General features: G+C 32.6%; 31 protein-coding genes. 11 read left to right on the top strand and 20 right to left on the bottom strand.

Translation table 11 applies throughout. From position 1 onward, the window contains the following. Positions 1-73: 73 nt before the first annotated feature. Genes mreD through AC5LAX_RS10370 form a run of 5 tightly spaced genes read right to left on the bottom strand, consistent with a single transcriptional unit; the run spans position 74 to position 3831 of the window. The gene (mreD, locus tag AC5LAX_RS10390; RefSeq protein ID WP_008537203.1) at positions 74-580 is read right to left on the bottom strand and encodes a rod shape-determining protein MreD; all 507 of its coding nucleotides are present in this window, start codon (positions 578-580) and stop codon (positions 74-76) included. Further along, positions 577-1494, bottom strand: coding sequence for a rod shape-determining protein MreC (gene mreC, locus AC5LAX_RS10385; protein WP_008537204.1), 918 nt, complete (start codon positions 1492-1494; stop codon positions 577-579). Before mreC ends, mreD begins: the two co-directional genes overlap by 4 nt. Continuing rightward, on the bottom strand, positions 1494-2537 hold the full coding sequence (locus tag AC5LAX_RS10380; protein WP_008537205.1) for a rod shape-determining protein: 1044 nt from the start codon (positions 2535-2537) through the stop codon (positions 1494-1496). Before AC5LAX_RS10380 ends, mreC begins: the two co-directional genes overlap by 1 nt. Before the next feature lie 41 nt (positions 2538-2578). Further along, positions 2579-3268 carry a RadC family protein gene (gene radC, locus AC5LAX_RS10375; protein ID WP_193526343.1) on the bottom strand — a complete coding sequence of 230 codons (690 nt, stop codon included), beginning with the start codon at positions 3266-3268 and terminating at the stop codon, positions 2579-2581. Further along, on the bottom strand, positions 3265-3831 hold the full coding sequence (locus AC5LAX_RS10370; RefSeq protein WP_115151964.1) for a Maf family protein: 567 nt from the start codon (positions 3829-3831) through the stop codon (positions 3265-3267). The genes radC and AC5LAX_RS10370 overlap by 4 nt, the downstream gene beginning before the upstream one ends. A gap of 330 nt (positions 3832-4161) precedes the next feature. Between AC5LAX_RS10370 and sigH the strand changes: the two genes are divergently transcribed. After that, entirely contained in the window at positions 4162-4881 is a 720-nt protein-coding gene (gene sigH, locus AC5LAX_RS10365) for an RNA polymerase sporulation sigma factor SigH (RefSeq protein ID WP_008537208.1), read from the top strand. Positions 4882-4931: 50 nt separating this feature from the next. Here the strand turns inward: sigH and pyrR are convergent, their stop codons facing one another. The 15 genes from pyrR to obgE form a co-directional block, all read right to left on the bottom strand. Continuing rightward, a complete protein-coding gene (pyrR, locus tag AC5LAX_RS10360) occupies positions 4932-5480 on the bottom strand; it encodes a bifunctional pyr operon transcriptional regulator/uracil phosphoribosyltransferase PyrR (RefSeq protein WP_008537209.1) in 549 nt (182 codons plus the stop codon). A gap of 53 nt (positions 5481-5533) precedes the next feature. After that, positions 5534-6448 carry an RluA family pseudouridine synthase gene (locus AC5LAX_RS10355; protein ID WP_022228236.1) on the bottom strand — a complete coding sequence of 305 codons (915 nt, stop codon included), beginning with the start codon at positions 6446-6448 and terminating at the stop codon, positions 5534-5536. Next, positions 6445-6897: a signal peptidase II gene (gene lspA, locus AC5LAX_RS10350; RefSeq protein WP_018999451.1), complete on the bottom strand. Its 453-nt coding sequence runs from the start codon at positions 6895-6897 to the stop codon at positions 6445-6447. Before lspA ends, AC5LAX_RS10355 begins: the two co-directional genes overlap by 4 nt. A gap of 17 nt (positions 6898-6914) precedes the next feature. Further along, positions 6915-7700, bottom strand: coding sequence for a YlmH family RNA-binding protein (locus tag AC5LAX_RS10345; protein ID WP_288909242.1), 786 nt, complete (start codon positions 7698-7700; stop codon positions 6915-6917). Positions 7701-7724: 24 nt separating this feature from the next. Then, positions 7725-8168, bottom strand: a complete 444-nt coding sequence (locus tag AC5LAX_RS10340; RefSeq protein WP_008537214.1) for a cell division protein SepF — start codon at positions 8166-8168, stop codon at positions 7725-7727. Between the two features lie 15 nt (positions 8169-8183). Further along, entirely contained in the window at positions 8184-8873 is a 690-nt protein-coding gene (locus tag AC5LAX_RS10335; protein ID WP_018999450.1) for a YggS family pyridoxal phosphate-dependent enzyme, read from the bottom strand. Between the two features lie 83 nt (positions 8874-8956). Next, a complete protein-coding gene (gene pgeF, locus AC5LAX_RS10330) occupies positions 8957-9775 on the bottom strand; it encodes a peptidoglycan editing factor PgeF (protein ID WP_288909244.1) in 819 nt (272 codons plus the stop codon). 52 nt (positions 9776-9827) lie between these two features. After that, the gene (locus AC5LAX_RS10325) at positions 9828-11555 is read right to left on the bottom strand and encodes a TIGR03960 family B12-binding radical SAM protein (RefSeq protein ID WP_288909245.1); all 1728 of its coding nucleotides are present in this window, start codon (positions 11553-11555) and stop codon (positions 9828-9830) included. Positions 11556-11638: 83 nt separating this feature from the next. Then, complete coding sequence (gene nrdR / locus AC5LAX_RS10320) at positions 11639-12109, bottom strand: transcriptional regulator NrdR (protein ID WP_008537218.1); 471 nt, start codon at positions 12107-12109, stop codon at positions 11639-11641. Positions 12110-12143: 34 nt separating this feature from the next. Further along, on the bottom strand, positions 12144-13100 hold the full coding sequence (locus AC5LAX_RS10315) for a helix-turn-helix domain-containing protein (RefSeq protein ID WP_288909246.1): 957 nt from the start codon (positions 13098-13100) through the stop codon (positions 12144-12146). A 53-nt stretch (positions 13101-13153) separates the two neighbouring features. Continuing rightward, entirely contained in the window at positions 13154-13744 is a 591-nt protein-coding gene (nadD, locus tag AC5LAX_RS10310) for a nicotinate-nucleotide adenylyltransferase (RefSeq protein WP_008537220.1), read from the bottom strand. 182 nt (positions 13745-13926) lie between these two features. Next, positions 13927-15198, bottom strand: a complete 1272-nt coding sequence (locus tag AC5LAX_RS10305) for a glutamate-5-semialdehyde dehydrogenase (RefSeq protein WP_118035928.1) — start codon at positions 15196-15198, stop codon at positions 13927-13929. Between the two features lie 18 nt (positions 15199-15216). Beyond that, the gene (gene proB / locus AC5LAX_RS10300) at positions 15217-16347 is read right to left on the bottom strand and encodes a glutamate 5-kinase (RefSeq protein WP_008537223.1); all 1131 of its coding nucleotides are present in this window, start codon (positions 16345-16347) and stop codon (positions 15217-15219) included. A gap of 46 nt (positions 16348-16393) precedes the next feature. Then, entirely contained in the window at positions 16394-16699 is a 306-nt protein-coding gene (gene yhbY, locus AC5LAX_RS10295) for a ribosome assembly RNA-binding protein YhbY (RefSeq protein WP_008537224.1), read from the bottom strand. 149 nt (positions 16700-16848) lie between these two features. Next, on the bottom strand, positions 16849-18135 hold the full coding sequence (gene obgE / locus AC5LAX_RS10290) for a GTPase ObgE (protein WP_288909247.1): 1287 nt from the start codon (positions 18133-18135) through the stop codon (positions 16849-16851). Positions 18136-18338: 203 nt separating this feature from the next. Here obgE and AC5LAX_RS10285 point away from each other — a divergent pair, with 203 nt between their 5' ends. The 10 genes from AC5LAX_RS10285 to AC5LAX_RS10240 all read left to right on the top strand — a co-directional run bounded on the left by AC5LAX_RS10285 (position 18339) and on the right by AC5LAX_RS10240 (position 26824). Then, the gene (locus tag AC5LAX_RS10285) at positions 18339-19109 is read left to right on the top strand and encodes a WecB/TagA/CpsF family glycosyltransferase (protein ID WP_493263853.1); all 771 of its coding nucleotides are present in this window, start codon (positions 18339-18341) and stop codon (positions 19107-19109) included. 115 nt (positions 19110-19224) lie between these two features. Then, entirely contained in the window at positions 19225-19863 is a 639-nt protein-coding gene (locus AC5LAX_RS10280) for a phosphatidylserine decarboxylase family protein (protein WP_018999443.1), read from the top strand. Then, complete coding sequence (pssA, locus tag AC5LAX_RS10275) at positions 19863-20576, top strand: CDP-diacylglycerol--serine O-phosphatidyltransferase (protein WP_278849414.1); 714 nt, start codon at positions 19863-19865, stop codon at positions 20574-20576. Before AC5LAX_RS10280 ends, pssA begins: the two co-directional genes overlap by 1 nt. Positions 20577-20601: 25 nt before the next feature. Then, positions 20602-21831 (top strand): glycosyltransferase family 2 protein, encoded by a 1230-nt coding sequence (locus AC5LAX_RS10270; protein WP_008537231.1) that lies wholly within the window; start codon positions 20602-20604, stop codon positions 21829-21831. A gap of 138 nt (positions 21832-21969) precedes the next feature. After that, positions 21970-22347 carry a 6-carboxytetrahydropterin synthase QueD gene (queD, locus tag AC5LAX_RS10265; protein ID WP_008537232.1) on the top strand — a complete coding sequence of 126 codons (378 nt, stop codon included), beginning with the start codon at positions 21970-21972 and terminating at the stop codon, positions 22345-22347. Beyond that, positions 22340-23089: a 7-carboxy-7-deazaguanine synthase QueE gene (locus AC5LAX_RS10260; RefSeq protein WP_288909249.1), complete on the top strand. Its 750-nt coding sequence runs from the start codon at positions 22340-22342 to the stop codon at positions 23087-23089. Before queD ends, AC5LAX_RS10260 begins: the two co-directional genes overlap by 8 nt. A 16-nt stretch (positions 23090-23105) precedes the next feature. Continuing rightward, positions 23106-23876, top strand: coding sequence for a 5'/3'-nucleotidase SurE (gene surE, locus AC5LAX_RS10255; protein WP_008537234.1), 771 nt, complete (start codon positions 23106-23108; stop codon positions 23874-23876). Continuing rightward, on the top strand, positions 23860-25101 hold the full coding sequence (locus AC5LAX_RS10250; protein WP_015563116.1) for an adenosylhomocysteinase: 1242 nt from the start codon (positions 23860-23862) through the stop codon (positions 25099-25101). The genes surE and AC5LAX_RS10250 overlap by 17 nt, the downstream gene beginning before the upstream one ends. A gap of 15 nt (positions 25102-25116) precedes the next feature. Beyond that, positions 25117-26394: an amidohydrolase gene (locus AC5LAX_RS10245; protein ID WP_288909250.1), complete on the top strand. Its 1278-nt coding sequence runs from the start codon at positions 25117-25119 to the stop codon at positions 26392-26394. 208 nt (positions 26395-26602) lie between these two features. After that, positions 26603-26824, top strand: a complete 222-nt coding sequence (locus AC5LAX_RS10240; protein WP_008537237.1) for a helix-turn-helix domain-containing protein — start codon at positions 26603-26605, stop codon at positions 26822-26824. The last annotated feature ends 46 nt before the right edge of the window (positions 26825-26870 follow it).

Raw genomic sequence — 26870 nt, 5'->3', positions numbered from 1 at the left:
TCTTTTAGATTTTTTATAAATTATTTATGATTGTGAGCTATTCATCACTCTAAAATTAATTGCTAACCTAAGGTTAGAATTGTTCAGATCTTTTTATCCAATATTGAAGTTTAGCGTCGATTTTAACAACGATAAAATATACAGGATAAGCAAATACTAGATTATAGATAAGAGCGATAATCATATTGTTTATGACAAGCCAGATATTATAACTATAACCTAATAAAAAGATGAATAAAGCAATGATAAAATAATTTAAAAAAGTAGAAAATACACTAGCTACAATAGGTAAAAATATATTTTCTTTGTAGATTAGTTGAGATATCTTATGGATTAAGATACAGATGATAACAAGACTTAGAGTATGAATACCAAGGAATGTACCAGAAGCTAAATCTTGAAATAATCCTGCACAAAATCCATATAAAATAGCATATTTATCATAAATAATGCTAAAGAAAATAACTAATAATAAGATTAAATCTACAGAAATTCCATCATAAGCAATAATGTTAAAAACAGATGATTGTAGAATATAGGCAATGAATATTAATAAAAAACATGGTATTACTGTTTTCATTTTGTATCACCTGTAGTAGGTTGAGCTGGAGTTTGAGCATTTGCTTGAGCTGGTGCTGTAGGAGCTGGAGTTGCAGCAGGTTGAGCTACTTCACGATGGTTAATGATAACAGCAACATTTTCAAGTTTTTGAAAATCTACACAAGGGTATAAAGTTGCATATTGTAATAATCCACCAGAATCATTTTTTATAGCAGCTACAGAGCCGATAGGAATTCCTTTTGGATAGATACCACCAAAACCAGAAGTGATGATAGTATCGCCTTCTACGATATTAGCGTTTTGTGGGATATTAGTCATATTGATTGCTGAATTGGAATCAGCAGAACCTTTGACTATACCAGCTACTCGAGAATCAGCACGTTGAACAATAGAACCAACAGCAGAGCGAGGGTCAGTGATAAGTTCAACTTCAGAATAAGAAGCATAAGCTTCATGAATATTACCTACAAGACCATCAGGAGTAATGACAGTCATATTTTTTTGTACACCATCATCTGTACCACGATTGATAATGATATGACTGCTCCAAGTAGCACTATCACGACCAATAACGTTGGCAGGTAATAAATCAAATTGCAAATTAGCTTTTTTATAATTTAATAATTGACGCAGATTAGCATTTTCTGCTTCAAGCTCAGCTGTACGAGCAACCTTGAGTTTTAAATCATCGTTTTGAGCTTTTAATTCTCTATTTTGGTCGTAAACATAAAATACATCATAGACATAGTTACGAAAATCATTACATTTACTTGAAACTGCGCTAGTAACAGATTGAAATGGTGCTAAAACGTTTACAACAATAGAATTAGCAAGTGGTGCATTAAATCTACCAATAGCAGCAAAAAAGAGAATACAAATTATGCTTATAATGATAAATAAGACGATTAATGAACGTTTAGAGGGTGATTTCATTATTTATTCAACTTCTTATCACTAATAATTACATTGTTTAAGAGATTGATATTTTCTAAAGATTTACCAGTACCTTCACCAACACAAGATAATGGGTCTTCAGCAATGATTACAGGCATACCTGTTTCTTGAGAAAGTAATTTATCTAAATTGTGTAATAAAGCACCGCCACCAGTTAGCATGATACCACGGTCTAAGATATCAGCAGCAAGTTCAGGTGGTGTTCTTTCAAGTGTTACTTTTACAACATCAACAATTTTCTTAACTGGTTCTTTCAAAGCTTCAGTGATTTCTTCAGCATGAATTTTTAATGTTTTTGGCAAGCCACTAACGAGGTCACGACCACGGATTTCAAAATCTTTTTCCATGTCATCACTAACCATAGCATTACCGATAGACATTTTGATTTCTTCAGCAGTACGTTCACCAATCATGAGGCTGTATTTACGTTTTATATATTGAATGATAGCAGTGTCTAAAGCGTCACCAGCAACACGAAGAGAACAGCTTGTAACAATACCACCAAGGGATATAACAGCGATTTCTGTAGTACCACCACCGATATCAACTACCATACTACCAGTAGCTTCTTCAACAGGTAGACCAGCACCAATAGCAGCAGCCATAGGTTCTTCAATTAAATATGCTTCTCTAGCACCTGCTTGAATAGCAGCATCTATAACAGCACGTTTTTCTACTTCAGTTACACCAGATGGTACACCTACAACAACACGTGGTTTGCTAAAGGAAGAACCATTTCTAGCTTTATTGATAAAGTATTTTAACATTGCTTGAGTAACTTCAAAATCAGCAATTACGCCATCTTTCATTGGGCGAATAGCTACGATATTGCCTGGAGTACGACCAATCATGCCTTTGGCATCAGAACCAACAGCAAGAACTGCTCCTGTATCCTTTCTAATAGCAACAACAGATGGTTCTCTAAGCACAATACCTTTTCCTTTTAAATGCACAAGGGTATTGGCTGTTCCTAAATCGATACCGATATCTTGGGAAAAACCACCAAATAAATTCCACTTCATGTTAAAACATTCTCCCTTCAATTTTATAACAATCTGACTACTTATTTTATCATACCTTGTTGTTTTAAGCTAGTAAATTTATTATCTCCAACAATAATATGATCTAAAATTTCTATATCAAGTATTTTACTGCCTTCTATTAGCTTTTTTGTTATATGAATATCTTCCATACTTGGGCTAGGATCGCCACTAGGGTGATTGTGTACAAGTATCATAGATGAAGCAAAATGATTGATAGCACAGCGAAAAACTTCACGAGGGTGAACTATAGAAGCATTTAAGCTTCCTATAGAAATATCTGGAAAAGCAATGATTTGATTTTTAGTATCTAAAAGTAAAATGGCAAAGTGTTCTTTTTTCTCATAGCGAAGTCTAGGCATTACATAATTTACTACATCTAAAGGTCTTTTTATCGCCAATTTTTGTGCAGAAGGTTTTTTTGCTAGACGCAAACCTAATTCAATAGCAGCTAACAGCGTAGTAACTTTAGCAAGCCCTAAACCTTTTATGGAAATCAATTCTTTTGGTGAAGAATTCACAAGAGAAGCCAAGCCATCTTCTTTATATTTAGCTAAAATTTCTTGAGATAATTCAAATACAGATTTTTTTCGTGTACCAGAATGTAATAATATAGCTAATAATTCAACATTGCTTAAAGCTTTGGCTCCAAGAGTTAAAAGTTTTTCGCGGGGTCGTTCTTCATCAGGTAAATCTTTGATACTTGTGCTCATAAATCAACATCAGCTTTTTTACATAAATTATATAAACAATTTAAAGGTAAACCTACTACATTAAAATAACAGCCATTGATTTTTTCAATAAAAATAGAAGCTAATCCTTGAATAGCATAAGCTCCTGCTTTATCTTGTGGTTCTTTTGTTTTAATATAATTTAAAATTTCCTCATCAGATAAATTTTTCATGGTAACATCAGTAGTGCAAACATCAGAAAATATTTTTCCATTTTTTATCAATGCGATACCAGTGCAAACTTGATGTGTTTTTCCTGAAAGATTTTTGAGCATACAAAAAGCATCATTATCATCTTTAGGTTTACCATAAATTTTGTTGTCTAAGGCAACTACAGTGTCAGAACCTAAAATTATTTCATCTTTATGATGGTTATCAATGCTGGCTTTTGCTTTTAAAATAGCATTTTGCATAACTAATTTTTGTGGATTGGGTTCATCGCGAAAAGTGAGTTCTTCACAACTGCTAGGACGACAAACGAATTTGCAACCGATTTGTGCTAATAACTCTTTACGACGCGGTGAAGATGAAGCTAAGATTAACATAAAAAATCCCTTCTATAAATAATTTTGTTTATTAATATGCTTTTACATATGAATACTAATCATACGATATAAGATAACTATTGTATTAGGATTTATATAAAAATAAAAAATAGCATATTATGAATGGTTAAGTTCATTATAGCAGAGAATATAAAGCTTTTCATCTAATTTTACTAAATTTTAATTTTGCATAATATTAAAATTAAACTGTATAAATATTCTGATTATCTATAATATTGGCTTGACTGAAACACAACCTCAATGGTATAATTCTGGATATAACTTGCAAATTTTGGAAATCGTTGTTATTTTCACAGAGGAGATAGTGCGATGGAGATAAATAATAGTAAAGAATTAGAAGAAAAAATTAAATGTCTAGATAAAATGACTGATGAAGAAATTGTAATGCAGATAAAAGAAAAGCATGATGATGTCGCACTAGATTATATCATAAAAAAATATCGCAATTTAGTTAGAGTAAAGGCAAGAGCGTATTTTTTAATTGGTGCTGATAGAGAAGATATCATTCAAGAAGGAATGATAGGACTATATAAAGGTGTCCGAGATTTTCGCAGTGATAAATTATCTTCATTTAGAGCATTTGCCGAAATGTGTATTACACGACAGATTATAACGGCAGTAAAGACAGCTACAAGACAAAAACATATACCATTAAATTCATATGTATCGCTAAATAAACCAATTTATGATGAAGAATCAGACCGTACCTTGCTAGATATAATTTCTGGCTCTGTTGTTATTGACCCTGAAGAGATGATGATTCATCGTGAAGAATTCTTAGATATTGAAGATAAGATGGAAAAATTATTAAGTGATTTAGAATGGAAAGTCTTAATTGCATATCTTGATGGTAAATCTTATCAAGAAATTGCTGTAGAATTACATAGACATGTAAAATCAATTGATAATGCGCTACAAAGAGTAAAGAGAAAACTAGAAAAATATGTAGACGGTCATGGTAACATAGACATAAAAGGCAGTATGAGTGATTTTGGTTCTGTAGGTAAATATTTAAGAGATATGTATTAATTAAAAAGCTGTAATTTTTAAGTTTTTATGCTTAAAAATTACAGCTTTTTTTAAATGTATTCGCCAATGAAAACTTTATCGCAATCGTCAGTATCAGTTAATTTTACTGCAATAGCTTCTTTTGTAGCAGTAGGAACATTTTTACCTACATAATCAGCACGAATAGGTAATTCACGATGTCCTCTGTCGATTAAAACAGCTAATTGAATTTTTTTAGGTCTGCCTAAATCAATTAGAGCATCTAAGGCAGCACGGATAGTTCTACCTGTGTATAAAACATCATCTACTAAAACAAGAGTTTTATTAGTGATATCTTCATCAATATGAGTTTCTTGAATTAGTGGCTGATAAGACATATGAGCTAAGTCATCACGATATAAAGTGATATCTAAAACACCGATAGGAATATGAACACCTTCGATATTTTCGATAATAGATGATAATCTTTCAGCTAAAGGCACACCACGTTTTCTAATGCCAACAATGATGACATCTTTAGTGCCTTTATTTTTTTCGATTATTTCATGTGCGATACGAGTTAAAGCACGTTCGATAGCTTTACCGTCCATAACAACAGTTTTTTCAATTAGTTTAGCCATTATTAATCACATCCTTAAATAAACTTCATGATATTGATGATTTAAATAAAAGTTTAAATGGTTTGACGAAAATATTTTAATAAGTTTTCCATATCTTCAGGAATTGGTGCAGTAAAAGTCATTTCTTCTTTTGTGCGTGGATGAATGATTTTTAAATTTAAAGAATGAAGAGCTTGTCCTTCGATATTGAATTTATTTTTACTATTGCAATATTTAGGATCACCGATAAGTGGGTGTCCGATATATGCCATATGAACACGAATTTGATGTGTTCTACCTGTCAATAATCGACATTGCACGAATGTACAATTTTTATAGCGTTCTAGTACGTGAAAAACAGTAGTTGCTGGTTTTCCGCCATTTGTTACAACTGCCATTTTTTTACGGTCAATAGGGTGGCGACCGATATTACCATTGATAATGCCTTTTTCTTCTGTGATATTACCATGAACTAAAGCTACATATTCTTTAATAGCTGTTTTACTGCCTATTTGCAAGGCTAAGTCATTATGAGCAAAATCATTTTTGGCAACGACCATAACGCCTGAAGTATCTTTATCTAGGCGATGAACAATACCAGGACGAATTTTGCCATTGATACCGGATAATTCATCATGACAATGATAAAGTAAAGCATTTACTAAAGTTCCGCTGTAAACTCCAGCAGCAGGATGAACTACCATACCACGAGCTTTATTGATGACGATAATATCGTTATCTTCATAAAGAATATCAAGTGGAATATTTTCTGGTTTTACTTCAATTTCTGTAGGTGGTTCAAATACCATAGTGATTTGGTCATTAGCTTTTAATTTATAATTAGCACGTTTTACTTCATTGTTGACAGTTATAGCACCATCAGTAATCATTTTTTGAATACTAGCACGAGATGGATTATCTTCTTGACCGGCAAGAAAAACATCTAATCTAGTGCCTATTTCATCAGAGATTGTATATGTTTTTATCATGAGTTTGTTCCTTTATCTGTAATAAATAATAGTTCGTAAATGATGATGATACAGCCACAAACAATAGCAATATCAGCAAGATTGAAAATAGGCCAAATGCGAAAATCGATATAATCGACTACTTTACCGATGAATATACGGTCAATCATATTACCGATAGCACCACTGAAAAGCATAGCTATACCTAACTGAAATAATTTATTTAGTTTTATGATTTTAGAATAAAAATAAACGATAGCGAATATCAAAATTACAGCGATAAGGATAAAAAAGAAACGCTGATTTTCTAAAATACCAAAGGCTGCACCTGGATTTAAAATATAAGTGAGATGCAATAAATGAGGAATAACAGGAATGGACTCACCTAAAAACATATTGTTTACAACTAAATATTTAATTAATTGGTCTAAGACGATGATTAAAATAACAAAAGAGGATAAAAAAAACACAAATAAGTCTCCCATTTTTAAAGATAACGTTTTAATAAAACAACAGTACGTCCTTTTTTTGTAGTTCCACGAACTTCAGCTACTTCTAGGCGACCACGTCCACGAATAGAAATGATATCACCTTGTTTTACCATTTGGGAGGCACTTTTCACAGTCTGCCAATTTAATTTGAGTTTTTCAGCATCGATCATAGAAGACATTTTACTGCGAGAAGCTCCAAATCCAGAAGCTGCGATAGAATCAATACGTAAAGAGGCTACAGTGGAAGTTATTTCTTTGCAACGTTCTTCACGAGGAGCGATAGTTTCAAGGTTATCTAATTCACAACTAACTTTAGCTGAATCGATTTGTGTTAAATTTTGTAAGATGAAATCAGCCATTTTAGTAGTGCAAATAATTTTTACCATACCTAAAGTTATCAATAAATCACCAATTTGCTCACGTTTGATGCCAAGTCCCATGAGAGCACCTAAAACATCACGATGCGAAAGGCGATAGAATTTATCATTCCATGTAGCTTTGACAACAGAGATATTATAAGAAGGTTTTCCCATAAAATCTTCATGCACAAAGTTAGCACATTGTCTTTCTGCACCGATATATCCGCCAAAGAAATCAACAGATATACCATCATAGTGAGCGACTACAGTTTCTGCTATTTCACAGCCATAAGGGTCAAGAAAATCTGTAGCACGGAATTTTCTTGTTTTGTTTACAGCTTCTACTGCGTCTATTAATTTTATAACAATTTCTTCGCCTTCAGTTCCTTTATAAAAGCGAATAATCTTTTCACGGTCTGCCATTATAAAAAAATCAATCCTTTTTGTTTATTCTTCCCAAGGCATAGTTGTTGAAGAAGATGGTTTTTTCAATTCTTCAGTAAAGTTAACACTAACATTATTTGGGGCACACATAAATACATTTTTACCAACTTTTTTGATATCGCCGGATAAAGCGTAAGTAGTACCACTGATAAAATCAATAATGCGTTTAGCAATATCGCTACTAGTGTTTTCAAAGTTGACTACAACTGGTTTATGGTTGCGAATGTGGTCAGCTACTTGCTGAGCATCGTCAAAAGAAACTGGTTCAATTACCATTACTTTTAATTGGTTATTTTTAGCTTTATTTTTAAAATCTACAACATTATCAGGATTTTGATAAGTTGTTGCTTGTAAATCACTATCATCAGTGTTATCTACTTCTTCAATATACTCTTCAGATTCAGGATTTTGTCCCATCTTATTGCGGATTTTGTCGACAATTTTCATAATATATATTTCTCCTTAATATTGACGTGGGCCGAAGATACCTGTGCCAACACGAACGATATTAGCACCTTCTTCAATAGCTATTTGATAATCATGTGTCATGCCCATAGATAGATATTTTATTTCTGATGTAGCAAATGTTTTAGCTTGAACTTGTTTAAAGAGTTTAAACATTTGAGCAAACATAGGACGAACATCTTCTAAATTATCTACTTTTGGTGCAATAAACATTAGCCCCATAAGTTTTAAATTGCTTAATATATCAATTTTCGCTAAAAGCTCGTCTAATTCCTCTAAATAAACCCCAGTTTTTGAAGCTTCTTTGACTAAATTAACTTGTACTAATACCTGTTGAACTTTGTCGATTTTTTGTGCTTCTTTATTTAGAGCTTCAGCTAATTTGATACTATCTACTGATTCAATCATATCAAATAGTTTTACAGCATATTTAGCTTTATTAGTCTGTAAATGACCAATTAAATGCCATGTTACATCACGATTTAAAGTTTCATGTTTTTGCAAGGCTTCTTGTACTCGATTTTCACCGATTACATTAGCACCAGCATCAATAGCTTCTTGCATAGAAGCTACATCATGATTTTTAGTTACTGCTACTAATAAAACATCTTCACTAGCAGCATTATGTCTTTTTGCTATACTTTCTTTAATATGTTCTTGAACAGTTTTTAAATTTTCTTTAATCATAGAAATTCATCCCCTGAAAATCTTATAATCTATTTAATAATATAATAATTTATGAAAATTATCCATAGTTTAGGTAAAATTATTTATTTAAGTGAAATAATCGAAGCTATTCTACCTGTTTTGCCATTATCTGCGCGATAAGAGAAAAATACATCTTTGTTACAAGATGTGCAAGTATTAGCCATATCAATATTATCAGCTAGAACTCCTGCTCTTTGTAAGATAATAGCATTTGCTTGCCAAAGGTCTAAATGATATTTTTTACTATCGTGATTAAAATGCAAGATTTTATCGCTATCATTTTGGAAGACTTCGTTAAACTTTGCAACTACCTCATCACCTATTTCATAACAACATGCTCCTATAGATGGACCTATGGAAGCTAGGCAATCACTCGGATTAGTGTGATAATGTTTAGTCATTTCTGCTACTGTATGCTTGGCAATTTCGCCTACAGTGCCACGCCAACCGCCATGAGCTACGCCAATAGCATTATTTTTAGGGTCATAAATCATAATAGGTGTGCAATCTGCAAAAAACAAAGTGAGTGGTACATTTTTTAGATTGGTAATTAGGGCATCTGTATCGTCGATGGAATTTGTAAAAGAAATAGCACCACTACCGATATTTTCTTCAGTGATACAAGCTACTTTATTGCCATGAACTTGCTTACAAGTAGTCATTTTATGACTATCTAAATTTAAACCTTCACAAAATAATTGGCGATTGGCGATGACATCATCTGGGTTATCATTTACATGAAGAGCTAAATTTAAGCCATCAAATGGTGCTTTACTATGACCGTTAAATCTAGTAGATATGGCATGAATTACTTTATCTTGAGGAAAAATAGAAAATTGTCCATACCATAAATTATTTTGAGCGTGAATTAATTTGAACAAAAATATCAACTCCTAAATATACATATAAAGGATAAAAGATAATAGATATGGATTATTTGCAGACACCACAGCGCTTGCAACCATCAAAACATTGTATAGTGTGTTTTTCTTGAAGTGCTGTTTGCAATTCTTTCCATAAATAATCTTTAGTAAAGCCCATATCTAAGCTATCCCAAGGAAGTAATTCTTCTTTGTCAAAATTGCGATATAAATAATCATCAGCATTGATTTTGAAAGTTTTTAAGGCACGTTTAAATGCTTTGCTACCGCCATTTAAATGAGCTTCATAAATTACTTGAGAAATTTTTCTATCTCCTCTAGCTAATATACCTTGGATAAATGATTCTTTAGTGGATTCAAATTGAACTTCAATATTTTTATATTTTTTTAGTTCAGATTTTATATATTTAAAATATTTTTCCGTTTGTTTTAAATCTGCCATAGCACTCCATTGAAATGGTGTGCATGGTTTAGCGATAAATGGATTGATACTCAAGGTTAAAGTGCCTTTAGAACCAAGTTTTTCCATATATTGTTTTAAGCGAATAGTCATATCGACAATGGCTTTGATATCATTTTCATCTTCATTAGGAAGACCTACCATGATATATAAGCGGTAATTTTTAACGCCAGCATTTATACCCATAGAGATGGATTTAAAGAGATGTTCTTCTTCTATGCCTTTGTTGATGATATGGCGGATTTTTTCACTGCCTGCTTCAGGTGCTAGCGTCAATGTTCTTTGTCCACTTTGAGCAAGAGCATCTACTAATTCTTGTGTTACAGAGTCAGCACGAAAAGAAGCGACAGACATAGGCATATCTTGGCTGCGAATATGTGAGCAAAGTTCATTGATTTGCGGATAATCGGATATTGCAGGGCCCATTAGACCTACTTTTTTATTCAGATTTTTTGCCTGTGGTAAATATGATAATAATTTATCTAAACTGCGATGGCGAGGTTTTCTAAAGCAATATCCTGCCATGCAAAAACGACAATGACGACCACAGCCACGAGATGTTTCGATTAGAAATAAATTGAATTCTGTATTTTCTGTAGTGATGACAGTTTTACCATCATAAGCATCTAAATCTCTTATCCATTGACGAGAGACTTTTTGAGGAACGTCATCATTTGTTTTGATGGCGGAAAGTTTATTATTTTCATCATATATATGGTCATAAAAACAAGGTACATAGACACCTGGCACTTGAGCAAGTTTAAATAATAATTCTTTGCGGGATAAATTTTCATTAGATGGATCATTATATACATCTAAGAAATTATTGATAGTTTCTTCACCTTCGCCAATGATGAAAGCATCGATAAATAATGAGAGTGGTTCAGGATTAAATGTAGCACAAGGGCCACCAGCGATGACAATTGGGTCTTTTTCTGTGCGTTCGTTAGCTAATAATTTTACTTTACCTAAAGAGAGCATTTGTAAAATATTGAAATAGTCCATTTCAAAAGAAATAGCAAAGCCAATTAAAGCAAAATCATGGAGTGGTGTTTGTGTTTCCATACTCATAAGCGGAGTATGAGTACGTGTGTAATCATCTATTAAATTTTTATCAGGCAAAAAGAAACGTTCACAAGCACTGTCATTGCGGTTGTTTATTTGGTCATAAATTATATGAAAACCTAGATTAGACATACCAACAAAATAAGAATTTGGATAAGCTAGGGCAAATCGTTTGCGAAAGCCACCAGGAAAGATTTTATATCCTTGTTCTTGTTTGAGCATTTCTTGTAATTGTTGTTTTAATTTCCAATTCAAAGTGGGCGTATTCTCCTTTATCTTATAGTTAAATTTATGATAATAAATAAGAAAAAAGCTCACAAAAGTGAGCTTGAATAAATTTATTTTAGTTTATCTTTATTCATAGAATTAAGATTTTCTAATTCTTGCTTGAAATTATCGATATCTGAGAATTTACGATAAACAGAAGCAAAACGAATATAAGCAACTTTATCGAAAGTCTTGAGATGTTTCATGACGATTTCACCAATAATCTTGCTGGGAATTTCATGTTTCATCGTATTGCAGATTTCGCGTTCAATATCATCAGCTAATTTGATGATTTTTTCAGTAGGTATATCTCGTTTATAACAAGAGCGAATAATACCTTGAAGAATTTTTTCTTTAGCGAATACAGCACGACTACCATCATTTTTTATGACCATTAATGGTACTTTTTCCACAGTTTCATAAGTGGTAAATCTTTTCCCGCAAACTGTACATTCGCGGCGTCGTCTTATAGAATTACCATCATCAGTAGTACGGGAATCTACTACACGGCTGTCGGGAGCTGCACAGAATGGGCATTTCATAATATCACCTCTAAGTAAGTCTGTAAATTTTTAATTATTTTGCTTGTTGCTGAGTAGCATTTTGAGCATTGGCAGCAGGTGCGTTTTGTGCATTATTAGCAGGAGCTGGATTTTGTGGTTGAGCTGTAGCTGGTTGCTGATTTTGAGCATTTTGTGCATTTGGAGCAACGAAGGACTTAGTTACAACAGCACCGATATCACCTAATTTGCCAACTGGTTGATTGTTGAATGTAATATCAATAGCACCAGCATTACCTACAGTAATATCTATTTGATTATTACCTTTCCAATTTAAATTGCTACCTTTTTTTACAGTTTCAGAAAGAACAACGTTACCATCAACTTTTACTTCAGTCCAACAATCTTCATTGAATACAGCTGTTACTTCAGCGCCACTTACAACTGGAGCTGGAGCAGGTTGTTGAGCTTGTTGCTCTGGTTGTTGTGTAGATTCCTGCTGTGTAGTATGTACAGGAGCTTTAGTATCAGAAGTATCTTGGCTAGATAAAAAGAATACTGCACCGCCGATTATAACAATTAAGATGATAATAACGAGAAAAATATTTTTTTTGCTATTGGATTTAGTTGGTTGCAAATATGCTTGATTGCTAGCAAAAGAGTCTATTTTAGGAATGTTTTTTTCTTTAGTTGGTTCAGCAGTTTTTTCAGTTATTTTTTCTTCAACTTTTGGAGGTTGAGCAGGAGAAACAGGTTGTTCTTGAACTTGATTAGTTGGTTCTACTTCTTTTTCAGAGGTAGACGCATTTTTTTCTTTTTTGTATTGCTCAATAAGTTCTAGGCTGTTTAAACCTAAAAATTTACCATATGTTTTGATAAAACCTTTTAAAAATACTTCACCTGGAAGCTTATCATAATCACCATCTTCAATGGACTTTATATATAATTTACGTATATTAGTACCTTGTTCTACATCTTCTAATGATAATTTCTTTTGTTCACGTGTTTCACGTAATAAATCACCTAACATCATGGTTCTCCTTCTCTAAGTGTAATTTAATTATAAACATTATACAATAAGCTTGTTTATAAATAAAGTTCTTCTTTACGAATATATTGCTGAACTTGTTCTGTAGTTATATATTGTATAGAATATCCTTTTTTTATACGTTGTCTAATATCTGTAGAAGATATTTCAAGTTCAGGTGTTTCTAGAAGTGTTATATTGAAATTTTTAAAGTGTTGTTGAATGGTAGTTAAATCTAAAGTATAGCTTGGTCGTTTTGTAGCAATGAATTTGCAACTTGCAAGCAGTTCATCAATTTTATGCCATGTAGGTAAATCGTTGATACAATCAGCACCGATAATAAAATAAAAATCAGTATCTTCACCATAGATAGTTTTAAGTGCTTTTATCGTATCTATGGTATATGATGGACCAGAACGTTCCATCTCAATAGAAGATACTTCAAAATGAGGATTGGAGCAAGTTGCAAGTAATGTCATATTAAAACGATGTTTAGCCGAGGTCATTACACTGTGTTTATGAGGGGGATTAGCTGAAGGAATGAAGATAACTTTATCTAGTTTAAATTCATCCCAAACAGCTTCCGCTATCATTAAATGTCCGACGTGAATTGGGTCGAATGTACCACCCATAATACCTATTTTTTTCATGATAAATATCTCCAAACTTTAATAGTTTTAATAGAAAATATATATTAAAATAAGGGAAAAAATTATAGATAAAAATATAAATAAGAAAAAAGCACGACTATAATCTAAAATATCATGATGACCTTTTGGAGTGGAATAATATTGTTTTAATAATTTTAGACAATTAGATAAATATTTAAACATTAACGAATTTGACCTTCACCATAAATTAAATATTTCATGGTAGTTAAAGCTTCTAGTCCCATTGGTCCACGTGCATGGAGTTTTTGTGTACTAATGCCGATTTCTGCACCAAAACCAAATTCATTTCCATCAGTGAAACGTGTAGAAGCATTTACATATACAGCAGAAGCATCTACTAATTTTTGGAATTTCAAAGCGTTATTATAATTAGTTGTGATGATGGCTTCAGAATGACCACTGCCATAAGTATTGATATGAGAGATAGCCTCATCAATATTTTCAACTATTTTTATAGAAATGATTAAATCTCCATATTCAGTAGACCAATCTTCTTTGGTAGCTGTTTTTAATTCAGGGCAAATAGCCAAACATTTTTCACAGCCACGAATTTCAACTTTAGCCTCTGATAATTTTTGACAAATCATAGGAAGATATTCGTTGGCAATTTTTTGGTCAATTAAAACTGTTTCTATAGCGTTGCAGACTGCAGGACGAGAAGTTTTGGCATTGAGAATGATTTTTGTAGCTAATTCTAAATCAGCAAATTCATCAACAAATACATGACAAATGCCTACACCAGTTTCAATTACAGGAACAGAACTATTTTCAACTACACGTTTTATTAAGCCAGCACCACCGCGTGGAATGATTACATCAACGTATTTATTTAAACGCATCATCACATCTACAGCCTCATGTTCTGTTATGCTGACAAATTGAATAGCTCCATGAGGAATACCTGCACTATAAGCAGCTTCAGCTAAGATGGAAGCTAAGATTTTATTTGAATGAATAGCTTCTGAACCGCCACGTAAAATCACAGCATTACCAGATTTTAGGCAAAGTCCTATAGCATCAGCTGTAACATTTGGACGAGCTTCATAAACTATGCCAACAAGACCAAGTGGTACACGAATACAGCGAATATCTAAGCCATTAGGACGACGGCAAGACATGATGCCATTACCAACAGGGTCGTTTAAATTAGCAATTTGACGAAGACCATCAGCCATTTGAGCAATTCGTTCTGTAGTCAAAAGCAATCTATCTAGCAAAGAAGCAGATAAGCCTTTTTGGCGACCATTTTCCATATCAATATTATTTTCTTCTAAAATAATTGGAGTTTTTACTTCTAAAGCATGTGCCATAGTGAGCAATGCTTTATTTTTTTCTAATGAAGATAATGTAGCCAATTTTTGAGAGGCTTTTTTGGCCATCATTGCTTGATTAGTAATGATTTCTTTTATATCTATTTGTGCATTTGAACTCATATAATCACCTTTTTTTAATTAGACCATAATAACCATATTATCACGATGAACAGCTTCATCAAATATTGGTGAATTGTCCAATAAAATATTTTTAAATTCGTCGGAGTGTAAACCTTTTAATTTTTGTAGCGTTTGAGAACTATAATTTACACTGCCACGAGCAATTTCACGACCAGATTGAGATAAAATACGTACAGTATTTCCCTGTTTAAATTCACCTGCTATAGCTAAAATGCCTACAGCTAGTAAACTAGAACCAGAAAGCACAGCTTTTTCACAGCCTTTGTCGACAATGATATCGCCAGCTATTTGTTTGCCAAAAGCAAGCCAAGATTTGCGTTGTTTAAGATGAGTTTCTTTAGCAGGGAAGATAGTGCCTAGCTCTTCACCTTTTAATAAACGACGTAAAACATCATGTTCTGAACCAGAAGCGATGACCATTGTACAGCCGGAATTAATAGCTATTTTAGCTGCTTTGATTTTAGTACTCATTCCGCCTGTTCCCATAGATGTACCAGCACCACCAGCCATATTTTCAATTTCAGGAGTGATATGTGGTACTTCATGGAGAAGTTTTGCGTTTTTATCTTTGCTTGGATTAGCAGTATATAATCCATCAATATCGGATAAAATTATTAAAGCGTCAGCATCTACTAAAGTTGCAACAGTTGCAGACAAAGTGTCATTATCGCCAATTTTTAATTCATCAACAGCAACAGCATCATTTTCATTGATGATAGGAATTACCCCCATGGATAATAAAGCCATCAAAGCGTTGCGTGAATTTATATATTGAGAATATTGACGAGAATTTTCTTTAGTCAATAAAACTTGAGCTACTATTTGGTCATATTCTGCAAATAATTTTTCATATATATGCATCAATATTCCTTGACCTACAGCAGCCATCGCTTGTTTTTCGGGAATACTTGCTGGTCGAGTATTTTTCTTCATACGTTCAAGACCTGCACCTACAGCTCCTGAAGAAACGAGAATTATTTCTTTTCCTTGATTAGCTAAATCGGAAAGTTCACGTACTAGATGTTCTATTCTTGAGATATTTAATTTTCCTGTATCATAATTTAAAGTACTAGTGCCGACTTTGATTACAATACGTTTGGCTTTAGTTAATTCTTGACGAGGTAACATAATCTTTACTCATTTCATTATTTATATTTTTATTTGTTAAATTATATTATTTAGGAAGTTCGATTTTTGGTTTTTTGAAATTGCGACGCCATAAAAGACCGTTACGACCAATGACTTGAACTAAATCACAATTAGTGCGTTCTGCTAAAGTAGTGATAGCAACTTCAATATCTTCTGGGCAGTTTTGAAGAACACGAACCTTGATGAGTTCACGTTTTTCAATAGCTTCATCAGCACTGTTTACAACAGCAGGAGTGATGCCTTCTTTGCCGATTGGAACGATTGGCTCTAATGTCATACCTAAAGAGCGTAAAAATCTTTTTTGTTTACCTGTGAGTGTGTTTTTTATCAATGAAAAATCCTCCTATAAATAAGTTTTAAAATTAAATAATTTTTTAGTGGGTATAATTAAGTTTTTACCTAATTAAAATACCCACTAAAATAAAAATTCTTTATGTGATTTGCTAATTTAGAAATTTAAATTAAAACAATAGCGATATATTATTGTCTATATTCAAATTCCATTTCACCAATATATACAGTATCGCCTTCTTTAATACCTTTAGCGCGAAGTTTTTCATCGATACCTTTTAATCTCCAAATATATTGGAAACGACGAATTGCTTCATCATTGCCAAAGTTAGTCATGGCAACGAGTTTTTCTAAAGATTTACCAGAAACGATAAAGCCTTGACCTGTCATATCACGTTTGATAGTGATATCATCAGCGTCATCTTCTTGAGCATTGTAAATTTTTTCTGCATTATCTTCTTCATCTACTTCTTCAACATAATCTTGAAGCATTTGATATACATAACGCATTAAATCTTGAAGACCTTCTTTAGTTGCTGCAGATACAGGGAAAACTTTTAAGCCTTCTTTTTCAGCCATTTCTTGAATTCGAATTAAGTTTTCACTAGCTTGTGGTAAATCAAGTTTATTAGCTGCGATTACTTGACTGCGTTTAGCAAGTTTTGGGCTGTATAAAGATAATTCTTTATTTATTTTGTAGAAGTCTTCTACAGGGTCGCGTCCTTCAATGCCAGAAGCATCTAAAACGTGAATGATAACTTTTGTGCGTTCAATATGACGTAAGAAATCATGACCAAGACCAACGCCTTCAGAAGCTCCTTCGATAAGACCTGGGATATCAGCCATGACAAAGTTTTGAGCATCTCCAAGACTTACTACACCTAAAACTGGAGTTATAGTAGTGAAGTGATAATCAGCAATTTCAGGGCGAGCTGCTGATACACTTGCGATGATACTAGATTTACCAACACTTGGATAGCCTACTAAGCCGACATCAGCTAATAATTTTAATTCTAAAAGAAGTGTTCTACCTTCACCAGGTTCACCGAGTTCAGCAAATGTAGGAGCACGATTAGCACTAGTGGCGAATTTAGCATTTCCACGACCACCGCGACCTCCTTTAGCAACGATTGCTTCATCACCTTCATTTACGAGGTCAGCTAAAACTTCACCTGTTTCAGCATCTTTGACTAAAGTACCAGCTGGTACTTTGATAATGCATTGAGGTGCATTTTTACCATATTGATTTTTTATATCACCATTGCCACCGTTTTTACCAACGAATTTGCGATGATAACGGAAATCTAAAAGTGTATTCATATTGCGGTCAACTTTTAAAATGACGTCAGCACCACGACCGCCATCACCGCCACTTGGTCCACCTTTAGGTATGAATTTTTCACGGCGAAAAGCAGATTTTCCGTGTCCACCATCGCCTGCTTTTACAATAATTTTTGTTCTGTCAATAAATTGCATTTTTTCCTACCTTATTAAAATAAAATTAATATTAAATTACCAAAAAATATTCTATGGCACTAAACATACCAAAAAAATAATAATTTGTAAAGAGTATAGCAAATTTGTAGTATAATATAAATAGGATAGGTTTTGCAAGTATAATTGATAGATATTTCATTGATGTATATAATTCTTTATGCTAAAATATATATTTGTGAATTATGGACTTTATCATAAAAAGTTATAAAAAAGGAGAGTTTCTCTTGGAGTTTCGTAAAGCAGATATATTAGGAGTGAGAGTCGCAGCTTTGACCATGGGTGAAGCTGTGAAAACAGCTGAAGCTTTTATGGACAGTGAAAAACCGCATTTGATAGCAACTGCTAATGCAGAGATGATTATGCGAGCAACACATGATACTGAATTGAAAGAAATTTTAAACACTGCTGATTTAGTAGTTCCCGATGGTGCAGGTACAGTTTGGGCTTCTAATTATTTAGGAGTGCAAATGCCAGAGAGGGTAGCAGGTTTTGATTTAGTACAAGCTTTATTTGCTAATGCTCCTGCGAAAAAAAGACGTATATTTTTCTTTGGTTCTGCTCCAGGTGTAGCAGAAAAGGCAAAAGCAAAAGCAGAAAAAGATTATCCAGGCATTCAAATAGTAGGAACACGAGATGGATTTTTTACAGCTGAAGATGAGGCTGAAATAATTGCTCAGATTAAAGATGCTAAGCCAGATTTATTATTGGCAGCTTTGGGCGTGCCAAAACAAGAAAAATGGCTAAAGGCGCATATGCAGGAATTGAATTGTCCACTATGTATAGGCGTAGGTGGCACATTTGATGTTATGGCAGGTGTTATGAAAAGAGCACCACTTTGGATGCAAAAAGCCAAATTAGAATGGTTATTTAGGGGTATGCTACAGCCAAAACGCATAGGCAGATTGATGGCTTTGCCACGATTTGTAATGGCGGTGAAAGCTTCTAAAAAATAATAAATAATTAATTAAATAAATATATAAAATATAAATAGTCTAGATAGACAAACATTTTAGGATAGCATATAATGTTTTTAAGGGTTTTTAGTAATTTTTCATAGGAGGGGTTGGAGTGTTAAGATTGCCCATTGTTAAAGAAGGGTTTCCGTTCATTGGTATTGGTGTAGTAATTACCTTTCTTTTGGGTTATTTTGTGCATCCTGTAGTTGCTGTTTTTCCTGCGGTATTAACGTTATTTTTCACGTATTTTTTCCGCAATCCACGTCGTAATATTCCACAAGGAAAAGATATTTTAGTATCTCCGGCAGATGGGACAGTGATGGAAGTATCAGATGTAGATAATGATGAGTTTATAAAAGCTCCAGGTCGAAAAGTAGTAATATTCTTATCAGTATTTAATGTACATGTAAATCGCAGCCCAATTGCAGGCGAAATAAAATGTCAGCAATATAGTTGTGGAAGATTTGACCCTGCATATAAAAAAGATGTAGGTTTTGAAAATGAACGTCATATGATAGGTATTGAAAATGAGGATTTGCGTATAACAGTAACGCAAATTGCAGGTATTTTAGCTCGCAGAATTGTTTCTTGGGTTACTTTAAATGATGGACTTTCTAAAGGCGAATTATACGGTATGATTCGCTTTGGTTCTTGCACAGAAGTTGTTGTACCAAAAAATGTAGAATTATTAGTAAAAAAAGGCGACAAAGTTGTCGGTGGAGAAACAATTATTGGGAGGATTAAAGAGTAATGAATTATAGAGTAATCATACCAAATCTGTTTACTTCTAGTAATTTAGTTTTTGGTATGTGTTCAATTATTTCCACATTTAATGGAAATATATTCTGGGGTGCTGTATTCATCTTATTGGCATTAGTAGCTGATGGTTTAGATGGTAGAACAGCTCGTTTTTTTGGTGTTAGCAGTGAAATGGGTAAAGAGATGGACTCTTTATGCGACTGTGTTTCCTTTGGTGCAGCACCAGGTTTTTTAGCATATAGTTTTGTTATTCATGAATTTAGTTATTTTGGTTGGATAGCTGTGATTTTTTACGCTGTGTGTGGCATGTGGCGATTAGCTCGTTTTAATGTAAATGCTTCCGTAATACATGGCTATTTTATGGGAGTACCTATTCCAGCTGGCGGTTGTTTAATCGCCACATGGATTTTATTATCCACTCATTTAGGTATTACACCAGCTATGCAAATTGATACATTGGGATATTTTTTACCTATTTTAATTATGTTTGTAGGATATTTATTGGTTAGTACTTTTAAATATCCAGATTTTAAGGGCAAAGGCGAAAAAATTAGCAAAGTAGCATTAGGTATAATAGCTATTTTTGCTATTTGTGTATTGTATTTTGGTCGCGATGCTATAGGATATGCAATTTTGTTTGATATCTTTATATCTTATGCATTGTTAGGTATTTTAAATACTATATTTTCTTTAGGTCGTAACTAAAATAAATAGCTAAAAGGGGATTTAAATGTATATTCTCGATTGGATTATGGTGCCAATTCAGATAATAATTTTCTTATTTACAGTTTATTATTTTTTAATAGGTGTAAATGGTCTGTGGCGCAAAAAGGAAAAGAAAATTTTAACACCACAAAAAACTTTTGCAGTAATTGTGGCAGCACATAATGAATCTGCAGTAATTGGTCAATTAGTGGATAACTTAAAAATGTTAGATTATCCAAAAGAACTATATGATATTTTTGTAATTGCTGATAACTGTACAGATAATACAGCTCAGATTGCACGCGATTGTGGAGCTATTGTTCATGAACGTTTTAATGATAAAGAACGTGGTAAAGGCTTTGCAATGGAATGGATGTTTGCTAGATTATTTGAAATGAAACGCAAATATGATGCAGTAGCAATCTTTGATGCAGATAATTTAGTAGATAAACGCTTCTTATTAGAGATGAATAATCGCTTATGTAAAGGGGATAAATTAGTACAAGGTTATCTTGATGCGAAAAATCCTTATGATACATGGGTTTCCGGAACTTTTGCGATTGCCTTTTGGGTTATTGACCATATTTGGCATTTAGCAAAAACAAATATTGGTTTATCTTCTGTACTTGGTGGTACAGGTATGTGTATTACAACAGACGTTTTGAAAAAACATGGTTGGGGTGCTACTTGCCTTGTTGAAGATATGGAATTTACCATGAAATCTTTAGCAGAAGGTATAAAAACAACATGGGCTCATGATGCGATTGTTTATGATGAAAAACCACTTACTTTTAAACAATCTTGGAACCAGCGTAAACGTTGGGCACAAGGTCAATTTGACGTGGCACATCGCTTTATTCCGAAGATGTTAAAAGAAGGTATTCGTCGTCGTGATATTCGTATTTTAGATGGTTGTCTACATTTATTACAGCCTCATTTCTTATTGATTTCCACATTCTTTGTCATCTTATCATATGTGCAGATGGGATTAGGTTATCCATTATTTACAAATATATATCAATTTTTACCATCTAGTTTGCTAACTGTAATTACTATGGGGCAATATATTTTACCTATTATTATTTTGGCAAAGATACATGTTAAATGGAAAGCATGGTTTTACTTAATTTTATATCCAGTGTTTATTTATAGTTGGATCCCAATTGTATTTTTAGGATTTTTAGATAGAAATAAACATGAATGGTCACATACAAAACATACTCGTGCAGTTAGTTATGATGAATTGACTCGTTAATTTAAGAAAAGAACTATTAGATTAAACTAATAGTTCTTTTTTAGCTATATAAATAAATTATTATAAAATTTTTATAGTAGATAAATATATGGTATAATTTTTATATTAATTTTATTAATTATTAAGGAGGAAATTTTTTTGTTTGAATTAGTAGTAAATGGAGCTTTTGAAGCAGCTCATCGCTTAGTAGATTATCCTGGAAAATGCAACAGATTACACGGTCATAGCTGGACTGTAGAGATGTCTGTCAGTGGAGATAAATTAGATAATATTGGTATGGTTGCAGATTTTAAAGTATTAAAATCTATGTTAATGGAAGTATTAGATGCTATGGATCATCAATACTTAAATGAATTACCTCAATTTAAAGAATTAAATCCTACAGCAGAACATTTGGCTAAATATATTTATGAAACAATTGAAGCAAATGATTTGTTTAAAACTAATTGTAAATTAAATTATATAAAGGTATGGGAATCACCAAAAGCAGCAGTTATATATAGAAAGGATGCTTAATTTGCAAGCAGGAGTATCAGAAATTTTTTCTTCTATTCAAGGCGAAGGAAAATATGTAGGTTGCAGACAATTATTTATTCGTCTTATTGGTTGCAATATGGATTGCCCTTATTGTGATACGGATAAATTGGCACATAGTAATTTAGTTCCATGTGTTTTAGAAAAATGTGAAGGATATGAAGGCGATTTAGAATTAAAAAATCCTTTGGATTTAAATGACATCATGCCTTATATCAATTATCGTTTACAACAGCCACATCATTCTATCAGTATTACTGGCGGAGAGCCGTTATTATATCCACAGATTATTTTAGAATTGGCTAAGAAGCTAAAGCCACTATCTATACCATTATTTTTGGAAACAAATGGTACTTTGGTTAAACAATTAGCTCAAGTTATTGATGAAATAGATATAATCAGCATGGATATGAAATTGCCAAGTGATATTGGTAAAGCTTATTGGCAAGAGCATGAAGAATTTTTGAAATTGGCTAGTAAAAAAGATGTTTATGTAAAAATTGTAGTTTCCAATGAGTCTACAGTTGAAGATTTTGAAAAAGCATTATCTATCATAAAAAATATTGATGAAAATATTTTATTAGTTTTACAGCCAATTACACCATTAGGAGGATTGCATGAAGCTCCTCCGGAAAAAATGCTCAAATGGCAAACTAGAGCAATGCAAGTATTGAAAAATGTTAGAGTAATACCACAAACTCATAAAATGATGAACCAATTATAATATTGATGAGGTTTTTATGAAGATTTTATTAGTTAACGATGATGGCATAAAAGCCGAAGGCTTAAAAGCTATAGCTAAAGAATTATCTTTAAAACATGAAGTTTTTATTGTAGCACCGATGACAGAGCAAAGCGGAATGTCGCAGGCTTTGACTATGGGTGTTCCTTTGCGTGTAGAAACTGTGGATATGAAGATGGAAAATGTAACGGCTTATGCTGTGGAAGGAACACCAGCAGATTGTACTAAATTAGCTTTGGAATTTTTATTAAAAGAAAAACCAGACTTGATAATTTCAGGTATAAATAATGGAGCTAATTTAGGAACAGATGTGCTTTATTCAGGAACAGTAGGAGCGGCTTTAGAAGGATATAATCATAAAATATCTTCTATAGCCGTTTCTGTATCTAGTAAATCAAATGTATCATTTTCAACGATTGCAAAAGTAATGGCAGATAGGATTAGTTTTTTTTATAATACTGATAAATTATTTATGTATAATATAAACTTCCCTAAAAGCTTGAAAGATAATAAAATAAAATTTGTATTTACTAAACATGGGCGTCGCATTTATGAAAATGAATTTGATGCTGTGATTTTAGATGATGGCTCTATAGCGTATAAAATGCAAGGGCGAGCTAAAGATATAGGCAATGATGAATTTACAGATATTGAAGTTGTAAAAAATGGTTATATATCAGTTACGCCTTTACAGATAGAGCGTACAGATTTTAGTAAATTAGAAACTTTAAATAATTTAGGAGGAATTCTTAATGGAATCAATGATTAGAGATATTAAACTTGCACCATCAGGTCATGATAAAATTGCATGGGTAAAAAACTTTATGCCTGTACTTCGTTCTATAGATGAAGAGTATAGCAAAACAAAACCTTTTGCTGGTAAAAAAGTAGTTATCACTATGCACTTAGAAGCTAAAACTGCATATTTAGCTTTAGTATTTAAAAATGCAGGAGCAGAAGTTATCGCTACAGGCAGTAACCCACTTTCTACACAAGATGATGTCGTAGCTGCACTTGTTGAAGACGGCGTAACAGTATATTCTTGGTATAATTGCACAAATGAAGAATATGATATGTTCATTGATAAAGCATTAGATTGCAATCCAGATATGATTATTGATGATGGTGGCGATTTAGTAGCACGTATTCATAATGAACGTCCTGAATTAATTGATAGAATTATTGGCGGTAGTGAAGAAACTACAACAGGTGTTATTCGCTTAAAAGCTTTAGCTGAACAAGGAAAATTAAAATTCCCTATGATTGCAGCAAATGATGCATATTGTAAATATTTATTTGATAATCGCTATGGTACAGGTCAATCTACTTGGGATGGCATCATGCGTACCACAAATTTAGTAATTGCAGGCAAAACAGTAGTAATTGCTGGCTATGGTTGGTGTGGTAAAGGTGGAGCTATGCGTGCTAAAGGTCTTGGTGCGAATGTAGTTATCACTGAAGTTGACCCAATTAAAGCTATTGAAGCAGTATTTGATGGTTTTAGAGTAATGCCTATGGAAGAAGCTGCAAAAATTGGCGATATCTTCTTGACTCTTACAGGCTGTGATAATGTCATCAATGAAAAACATTTTGCACTCATGAAAGATGGCGCAATGATGGCAAATTCTGGTCATTTTGATGTAGAAATCAACAAAGTAGACTTACTCAAAAATTCTGTATCTCATCGTCCTGTTCGTAAAAATATTGAAGAATATGTGCAAAAAGATGGACGCAAATTATATCTTTTAGCTGAAGGTCGTTTAGTTAACCTTGCAGCAGGTGATGGACATCCAGCAGAAATCATGGATTTATCCTTTGGTGTACAATTCTTCTCCGCACTTCATATTTTGAATCATCATCAAGAAATGGAAAATAAAGTATATTTAATGCCAGAAGAAATCAATACAAAAATTGCTCAAATTAAATTAAAAGCTCTTGGTGTAGAACTTGATGAATTGACAGAAGAACAAAAAGCATATTTAGCAAAAGCATAATTAAGAGGTTTAAATATGAATATTTTAATAAAAAATGCTAATGTTTTATTAGCTGATGGTAAAGTAAAAATTGCAGATATTGCAATTAAAGATAGTGAAATTTTAGCTATAGAAAATATACCAGAAACATTTAAAGCAGAAAAAGTAATTGATGGTACAGATAAATTAGCAACAGCTGGTTTTGTTAATGCGCATACACATGTATCCATGACTTTATTGCGTAGCTATGCTGATGATATGAAGCTTATGGATTGGTTAGAAAATAAAATATGGACAATCGAAGCTAAAATGAAAAAAGAAGATATTTATTGGGGTGCTATGCTTGGTATCGCTGAAATGATAAAGAGCGGTACAACTACTTTTGCTGATATGTATGGCGATATGGACCAAGTAGCACAGGCTTGTATTGATACAGATATTAGAGCAGTGCTTTCTCGTGGTATTATTGGTGTAGCTCCAAATGGCAATCAAGCATTAGAAGAAAATAAAATCTTATTCAGAGATTTTAACAATGCTAATGATGGTAAAATAACAGTTATGTTTGGCCCTCATGCACCATATACTTGCCCTCCAGATTTTCTACAAAAAGTAGTGAAAGCTAGTGAAGAATATAATGGAGAAATTCATATTCATTTAGCAGAAACTAAAGGTGAAGTAGAAAATTGTTTAAAAGAATATGGCAAAACACCTATAGCTTTAATGGAAGAAGTAGGTATTTTAGACCGTGGCGTATTAGCTGCTCATTGTGTTCATTTAACAGATGAAGATATTCAAATTATGAAAAAATACAATGTACGTGTAGCGCATAATCCAGGAAGCAATATGAAACTTGCCAGCGGTGTTGCTCCAGTTCAACAATTATTAAAAGCAGGAGTTTGTGTAGGTTTAGGTACAGATGGAGCTTCTAGTAATAATAATCTTGATATGTTAGAAGAAATTAATTTAGCAACTTTACTGCATAAAGTAAATACTTTAGACCCATTAGCTGTGCCAGCTCTTGAAGGTGTAAAAATGGGAACAGAATACGGTGCTAAAGCTGTAGGATTAAATAATGTAGGCTTAATCAAAGAAGGATATAAAGCAGATATCGTTTTATTTGATATGTCTGCTCCACAATGTTATCCACGTCATGATTTAGTATCTTTATTAGCGTATAGCATGAATGGCTCAATGGTTGATACAGTATTAGTAGATGGTAAAGTTTTATTAGAAAATAGAGCTTTTACTACTATTGATGAAGAAAAAATTAAATATGAAGCTAATCGTTGTGCCATGAATTTAACATTGCGTTAAAATTTTTATAAATTATAAGTTTTTTTTAATAAATAACCATAGTTTATTGATTTGTGCTATACTAAAACCATAAATAAAAATAAATAATAAAATATTATTTAGTATTTAGATAATGAGATGTATGTTTTTGATTACAAACAAAGCTACTTTTTATTTGCAATTGGGATTATTCACCCCATTATCCAATATTGAAAGGAAGCTTTGTATTATGACAATTAAATATAATATTTGCGAAAAAAGACATGAAAAAAAGATGACTCAGAAACAATTAGCTATGAGAGCAGGTATTAGTACAGCTATGGTTAGCTTTATAGAAAATGATAAACGCCAACCAACTTTTTTAGTAATAGCGTCTATTGCAAAAGCTTTAAATGTAAAATTAGATGAATTAGTTGAGATAAAAGACAATTATCATTACTTTAGACAATAAGATGTGAAATAGAAAACAGCACCTTTTAAGGTGCTGTTTTTTTGAT

The organism is Megamonas sp. (assembly GCF_986095205.1).
Note: the sequence above shows the minus strand (reverse complement) of the source record. Positions and strands in the feature narration are given on the sequence as shown.